This window comes from Enterobacter sp. Res13-Sevr-PEC09-46 (genome assembly GCF_015672585.1).
Lineage (GTDB): Bacteria > Pseudomonadota > Gammaproteobacteria > Enterobacterales > Enterobacteriaceae > Enterobacter > Enterobacter hormaechei_C.
Genome location: NZ_JADABR010000013.1, coordinates 21,033 through 27,646, shown reverse-complemented (window position 1 = coordinate 27,646; position 6,614 = coordinate 21,033). Strand labels below are relative to the sequence as shown.

Genomic DNA, 6,614 nt, shown 5'->3' with positions numbered 1-6,614 from the left:
GAGTGTTAATTTGATCGAGTACGCCACGCATTAAAGTTGCTGACATTGTTGACTTCCTGAATTAATAAGGGAAAAGCACACATTTATTACATATCTTTTAAACGTTGATAGTTTAACACGTAGGCAAAATGGCCATAAAATCCAATAAGCGAACATTACTTTAAGCTTATTTATCCTTAAAAAATCGGCCTTTCAGACGATAATGCCCGCCTGAAAATTTCTCTTAATTTGAAATCGTCGTTATCAGCCCTGCGATATCACAGGCGCTGACGCGCATTATTGTGCGTGCTATTTCTTACAGGATCACGGCATGAGTGCCACATTAAATGATTTAACGAATAATCCGGCTGACCGAATTAAATCGGCTCTGTCATGGCTTCGCGCCAGCCCGAAGCTATCGCTGGTCATTTGCGCCGCGGCTGCCGTATCGGTATTAATTGCGCTTATGTTCTGGGCAAAAGAGCCAGGCTATCGCGTGTTGTTTAGCAATATCAGTGATGAAGACGGTGGGGCCATTGTTGCCCAGCTGTCGCAGATGAATGTCCCTTACCGCATCGACGCGCCGGGTGGCGCTATTCTGGTTCCTGAAGGGCAGGTCCATGAAGTGCGTATGAAGCTGGCCCAACAGGGGTTGCCAAAAGGCGGCTCCGTAGGGTTTGAACTGCTGGATAAGGAAAAGTTTGGTATTAGCCAGTTTAGCGAACAGGTTAATTATCAGCGGGCGCTTGAGGGAGAGCTGGCGCGTACTATTGAAAACCTGGGGCCGATCAGATCGGCGCGCGTTCATCTTGCCACACCCAAGCAGACGATGTTTGTGCGTGAGCAAAAACAGCCAACGGCTTCCGTTACCGTCAACCTGATTCAGGGGCGTACCCTGGATGAAGGACAGGTCATTGCCATTACCCATCTGATTTCCAGCGCCGTGACGGGGCTGACGGCAGAAAATGTCACTATCGTCGATCAGCGGGGTGAGCTGCTCACCCAAAGTGGTTTGCGCGGCCTGCAAACGTCACAGCTGAAGTACACCAGTGAGATCGAAAGTGATTACCAGCAGCGCATCCAGCGAATACTGGCGCCGCTGGTGGGCAGCAAAAATATTCGCGCCCAGGTCACGGCGCAGATTGATTTTACCCAGCAGGAGCAGACGCAGGAGCAGTATCAGCCCAACGCCGATCCGCAAAAAATGGTGATTCGAAGCCGCCAGACGAGCCAGTCCGAGCAGGGTAACGGACGCGGCAATGGCGGCGTACCGGGCGCGCTGACGAATCAGCCGCCAGCGCCTGCCACTGCGCCACTTACGCAGCCGCTTGACAAGCCTGCCGCTCAAACCAGTACCGCTGGTACCGGAAATGACCGCTCACAGCCCTACAACAATCACAACGATGAGACCACCAATTTTGAGGTCGATCGCACGCTAACCCACATTAAAAATGCCATGGGGCGCATCGATCGTCTTTCAGTCGCGGTGGTGATAAACCATCTGCCGCAAGGCGCTGAGGGCAAGCCGGGTCCGCTGAGTGAGGCTGAACTGAACCGTATTAATGCTCTGGTTAAAGAGGCTGTCGGCTATACGGCCTCACGCGGCGATAGCGTCAATATTTTGAACTCGCCGTTTAACGGGGTTGAGGAAGAGGAACTCCCGCCATTCTGGAAACAGGATAAGTTTTATCAGTTGATGATGGCGATTGCGCGTTATCTGGTTATTGCGATTATCGCCTGGGTTATGTGGCGTAAGCTTGTTCATCCGGCCTGGATCCGCCATCAGGAAACCAGCCTGCGCCGCATGGAAATGGAAAAAGAGGCGCGTCAGGAAGAGCTGGCCGCCCGCAAGAAAGCGTCCGAAAAGGATGCGCGTGACCGCGCTCAGCAGCGTGTGGATACGGAACTTAACAGTCAGCAGCTGCGCGAACTGGCGGAACAAGAGCCGCGGGTTATTGCGCTGGTTATTCGTCAGTGGATGAATCAGGAGCTCAAATCATGAATGCCGCAGAGAAAAGCGCCATCGTTATGTTGACGCTGGGCGATGTCCTGGCCGCCGAAGTCTTTAAGCACCTAAACGCGCATGAGGTGAAGACCATCAGCAGTTCTATGGTCAACATGGCGGGGTTTACCCACGATCAAATGGCCTCCGTGCTGCGCGACTTTAAAAATGACTCAAGCGAGTATGCCGCGCTGAGCCTTAACACGAACGAGTATCTGCGCAGCGTGCTGGTCAAGGCGCTGGGTGAAGAGCGTGCGTCAACGCTGCTTGAGGATTTGCTGGATACCCACCAGGGTGGAAACGGGATCGAAACGCTCAACTTTATGGATCCGCTGGCGGTATTCGATCTGATTCGTGAAGAACACCCGCAAATTATCGCCACGATCCTGGTCCACTTAAAGCGTAACCAGGCGGCGGACGTCCTGAGCAAATTCGACGATCGTGAACGTAACGACATTATGCTGCGTATCGCCACCTTCGGCGGGGTTCAGCCCGCCGCGTTGCAGGAACTGACGGAGGTACTCAACGGCCTGCTCCACGGTCAGAATCTTAAGCGCAGCAAAATGGGTGGGGTGCGCCCGGCTGCGGAGATTTTAAACCTGATGAAATCCCAGCAGGAAGAGGCCGCCATTGAGGCGGTTCGCGATTTCGACAGTGAGCTGGCACAGAAAATTATCGACGAAATGTTCTTGTTCGAAAACCTGGTGGATGTCGAGGATCGCAGCATCCAGCGTCTGTTGCAGGAGGTGGAAAGTGAAACCCTTATCATCGCCCTCAAAGGAGCAGACGAAGCGCTGCGGGCCAAGTTCTTCCGTAACATGTCGCGCCGTCAGTCGGATCTGATGACCGAAGATCTGGCATCGCGCGGCCCGGTTCGTTTGTCACAGGTGGAAGCCGAGCAGAAGACTATTCTGAACATCGTTCGTCGCCTTGCGGAGACAGGGGAAATCATCATTGGAGGCAGCGACGATGCCTACGTTTGATGCCAATAGCGCCGCTCAGTGGCGCAGCTGGCAGCCTGAGGATCTGTTAAACGAAACGGTTGAAGTACCGTTGCAGACGCAGGATACCGGCCATTCTGACGCGCAGTTTAAGGCCGAGCTGGCACGCCTGCGTAAGCAGGCTGAGCAGCAGGGTATTGCTCAGGGATTGGCGCAAGGCAAAGAGGAAGGCCGTCGCGAAGGCTATGAGGCCGGGCTGAAGGAGGGGCGTGAGGCGGGTCTGGCGCAGGGGCTGGAACAGGCTCGTGACGAACGGCAGGCTTTACTGCTCCAGGCTGGAGAATGGGTGACGCAGTGCAAGCTTGCGCTTTCGAATCTCGATAGCCTTATTCCCGGACGTCTGGTTCAGCTGGCGCTGACGGCGGTACAGCAGCTGTACGGCACCCTGAGCGTGGCGGATAACCATGCTCTGCTTGCGCAGATCCGCCAGTTAATGAAGCAGGATACCCTGCTCAACGGCCCGACAGAACTGCATGTGAACCCGCAGGATCTGCCCATGGTCTCCCAGGCGATCGGTGAGACGCTCTCCTCAATGGGGTGGTCCTTACAAAGCGATCCCCAATTGGCCGCAGGGGGATGTCGTGTGGTCACGCCGGACGTGGAGTATGACGCCACCATGGAAACGCGCTGGCAGTCTCTCTGTCAGCTCGCCCGAGAGGAATTGTCCCAATGAGCCAGCAGTTAAAAAACTGGCTCTCGGTCATGGATCGGGTGGAAGAGAAGCTCGGAGAGCTCCCGCGCTTTCGTCAGTACGGCAAGCTGACGCGTGCTACCGGGCTGGTGATGGAGGCCGTTGGCCTGAAGCTGCCGATAGGCGCGTTGTGCATTGTTGAACGTCAGACCGGGCAGGCTATTTTACCGGTCGAGTGTGAGGTGGTCGGGTTTAACGGTCAGACGCTCTATCTTATGCCGCTTGAACATGTTGACGGTATTCTTCCCGGCGCGCGCGTGTACGCGCCAGAGGCCGATAAGGGAGCGGGTAAACAGCTGCCGGTGGGGTTACACCTGCTGGGGCGCGTGCTTGACGCTCAGGGCCGCCCCCTGGATGGTCGTCCACCGGCGGGAAAACCCGTAGCCGGCCTGTTTACCCCCTCGTTTAACCCGCTTCACCGCGATCCCATCAAGTCCGTGCTCGATGTGGGCGTGAGGGCAATAAATGGCCTGCTGACGGTTGGCAGGGGACAGCGTATGGGCCTTTTTGCCGGCTCGGGCGTCGGTAAGTCGGTGCTGCTCGGCATGATGGCCCGTTTCACCACCGCCGACGTCATCGTCGTCGGGCTGATTGGCGAGCGCGGACGTGAAGTAAAAGATTTTATCGAGAACATTCTTGGCGAAGAGGGGCTCTCACGCGCGGTCGTGATCGCCGCACCTGCTGACGTCTCACCGATCCTGCGTATGCAGGGTGCGGTTTACGCCACCCGAATTGCTGAGGATTACCGCGATCGTGGGATGAATGTCCTGCTGATAATGGACTCTCTTACGCGCTATGCCATGGCGCAGCGTGAAGTGGCGCTGGCTATCGGTGAACCGCCGGCAACGAAAGGTTATCCACCGTCCGTCTTCGCGCGTCTGCCCGCACTGGTAGAGCGTGCGGGTAACGGTATGCGCGGCGGCGGATCGATAACCGCCTTTTATACGGTTCTAACCGAAGGGGACGATCAGCAGGATCCGATCGCCGATTCGGCGCGCGCGATCCTCGATGGCCATATCGTGCTTTCTCGTCGCCTGGCTGAGGCGGGCCATTATCCTGCTATTGATATTGAAGCCTCTATTAGCCGCGCGATGACGGAGCTAATTCCGCATGTCCAGTACCGCAAGGTTCAGCGTTTTAAGCAGCTGTTGTCGACCTACCAGCGTAACCGGGATCTGGTCAGCGTAGGCGCTTACGTGAAGGGCAGCGATCCGCTGCTCGATAGAGCGATAGACCAGTATCCTGCGCTGGAAGCCTTCCTGCATCAGGCAATACACGAGCGGAGCGGTTACGACGAGGCTATTGCCGCACTGAGCCAACTTTTCCCAGACATCGTTGAACAGGCGGGATAAAACGTGAAAGTGAATAATCCAATGGTCATGCTGCGTGATATGGCTCAGGAAAAGCTTACGGAGACCACTCGCGCCCTCGGCAGCGTCCAGCAGACGCTTATGGCAGCTGTGGCCCAGCATGAACAGCTTCAGCACTATGAGCGCGAGTACCAGCAATCTTTGCGTCAGGGCCTGCTGGGCAGCGGTATGTCGATGGCGGATCTGGTTAATCAACAGTCTTTCATTTTGTCACTTAACCAGGTGGTGAAGCAGCACGAATCACATGTTTCCACCTGCGAACAAGCCGTGGATCGGGTCAAAGAGAAGTGGCTACAGAAAAAGCAGCGCCTTAATGCGTTTGAGACGCTCATCGATCGCCGCGAAGCGGCACTGGCTATGGCACAGAGCCGCCAGGAGCAAAAAATGATGGACGAATTCGCCCAGCGTGCCGGACAGAAAAGAGAAAGGCTATGAATATTGATATTACGGCTCTGCTGTCCGGCGGAGCGCCGACGAGAGCAGGCAAAGGAAAACTCATCGGCGAGGATTTTGCTCTCACGCTCGACGACAGGTTGGCGCAGATGGGACTGTTGTTACCTGGGCTGGACGTTCCGGCGCAGCTGTTGAGTCATGAAGGATACCCTCTTCCGCAGCCGGTTTTGCCGCCGGTAGCTGAGCCGGGGGAGAGTGACGACACGCTGGCGGAGGTCAGAATCAGCGCCTCTCCCGGTGATGAAAGCCCGCAGTGGCAGCTTCAGCAAATAGTCACCCGCCAGGCGAGGGGCGCTACAGAGGCTTCGACCCTTGCTGATGCGACTCTGCCACGTGAAGAGGTAGCTGGCGAAAAGGCGCCTTTAACGATCCCTGTTGACGATATTAAGCTGAAGCCCGCCCGACGCGAAGATACCCCTCTCCAGATGCAGGCACAGGCGTTAGGGGGGAAAGCCCCGGACGCCAGCGCCGTGATGCCAGGCTTAACGGCTCATCAGGGAGACGCATCGCAGCACGCTACGTGCGATCCCACGGTTCAGAGCGTCGTGATGGAGCCATCAACGGCGCGACTGGTCAGTCAGCCTGTCTCACAGCAGGTGGTCAACGTCCGTTATCCGCTGGAGTCGCCCGAATGGAAACAGTCGGTGAGCCAACATATTGCCCTGTTCAGCCGCGACAATTTGCACAATGCGGAGATCCGCCTGCATCCTCAGGAGCTGGGCTCATTGCATATCTCTTTGCGCGTGCAGCAGGACCAGGCGCAGATCCATATCGTCAGCGAACATGCCCAGGTGCGGCAGATGATGGAGACTGCTCTACCGCACCTGCGGGCGGCTTTAGCGGAAACCGGGCTTCAGTTGGGCCAGGCGAGCGTGAGCCCCGATCGACCACATACTGGCGGTGGCGAGCAGGGACGTCATCCTTCCGGAGAGCAGCATACCGCTCAAGGTGCAGATAACGTGTTCGTGGACGAAGACGCTGTGGCGGAATTATTAACATCGACGCAAGGAAATATATACGGCATTAACACTTTTGCCTGAATTGCTGAATTGCCGACAGGAATGAAATTTTATCTCCTGATTATTCTGCTGATTAAATGGACTACAATGTCCGCCGTA

The 6,614-nt window shown here is 56.1% G+C and carries 6 protein-coding genes; all 6 read left to right on the top strand.

The genetic code is table 11. The features are described from left to right. Nucleotides 1–310: 310 nt before the first annotated feature. The 6 genes from fliF to IMQ56_RS07540 are packed head-to-tail and all read left to right on the top strand — an operon-like array spanning nt 311 to nt 6,536. Entirely contained in the window at nt 311–1,981 is a 1,671-nt protein-coding gene (fliF, locus tag IMQ56_RS07565) for a flagellar basal-body MS-ring/collar protein FliF (protein ID WP_045333244.1), read from the top strand. Continuing rightward, a complete protein-coding gene (gene fliG / locus IMQ56_RS07560) occupies nt 1,978–2,964 on the top strand; it encodes a flagellar motor switch protein FliG (protein WP_015571619.1) in 987 nt (328 codons plus the stop codon). The genes fliF and fliG overlap by 4 nt, the downstream gene beginning before the upstream one ends. Further along, on the top strand, nt 2,951–3,655 hold the full coding sequence (locus tag IMQ56_RS07555) for a flagellar assembly protein FliH (RefSeq protein ID WP_017692817.1): 705 nt from the start codon (nt 2,951–2,953) through the stop codon (nt 3,653–3,655). Before fliG ends, IMQ56_RS07555 begins: the two co-directional genes overlap by 14 nt. Then, nucleotides 3,652–5,025: a flagellar protein export ATPase FliI gene (gene fliI / locus IMQ56_RS07550; protein ID WP_017692818.1), complete on the top strand. Its 1,374-nt coding sequence runs from the start codon at nt 3,652–3,654 to the stop codon at nt 5,023–5,025. The genes IMQ56_RS07555 and fliI overlap by 4 nt, the downstream gene beginning before the upstream one ends. A 21-nt stretch (nt 5,026–5,046) precedes the next feature. Further along, on the top strand, nt 5,047–5,478 hold the full coding sequence (gene fliJ / locus IMQ56_RS07545) for a flagellar export protein FliJ (RefSeq protein ID WP_015571617.1): 432 nt from the start codon (nt 5,047–5,049) through the stop codon (nt 5,476–5,478). Further along, nucleotides 5,475–6,536, top strand: a complete 1,062-nt coding sequence (locus IMQ56_RS07540; RefSeq protein ID WP_015571616.1) for a flagellar hook-length control protein FliK — start codon at nt 5,475–5,477, stop codon at nt 6,534–6,536. The genes fliJ and IMQ56_RS07540 overlap by 4 nt, the downstream gene beginning before the upstream one ends. Nucleotides 6,537–6,614 lie beyond the last annotated feature (78 nt).

What these genes read in the sequence shown, in the direction of transcription:
- fliF (WP_045333244.1), top strand. Translation starts at nt 311, where the DNA reads ATGAGTGCCACATTAAATGATTTAACGAATAATCCGGCTGACCGAATT.
- fliG (WP_015571619.1), top strand. Translation starts at nt 1,978, where the DNA reads ATGAATGCCGCAGAGAAAAGCGCCATCGTTATGTTGACGCTGGGCGAT.
- IMQ56_RS07555 (WP_017692817.1), top strand. Translation starts at nt 2,951, where the DNA reads ATGCCTACGTTTGATGCCAATAGCGCCGCTCAGTGGCGCAGCTGGCAG.
- fliI (WP_017692818.1), top strand. Translation starts at nt 3,652, where the DNA reads ATGAGCCAGCAGTTAAAAAACTGGCTCTCGGTCATGGATCGGGTGGAA.
- fliJ (WP_015571617.1), top strand. Translation starts at nt 5,047, where the DNA reads ATGGTCATGCTGCGTGATATGGCTCAGGAAAAGCTTACGGAGACCACT.
- IMQ56_RS07540 (WP_015571616.1), top strand. Translation starts at nt 5,475, where the DNA reads ATGAATATTGATATTACGGCTCTGCTGTCCGGCGGAGCGCCGACGAGA.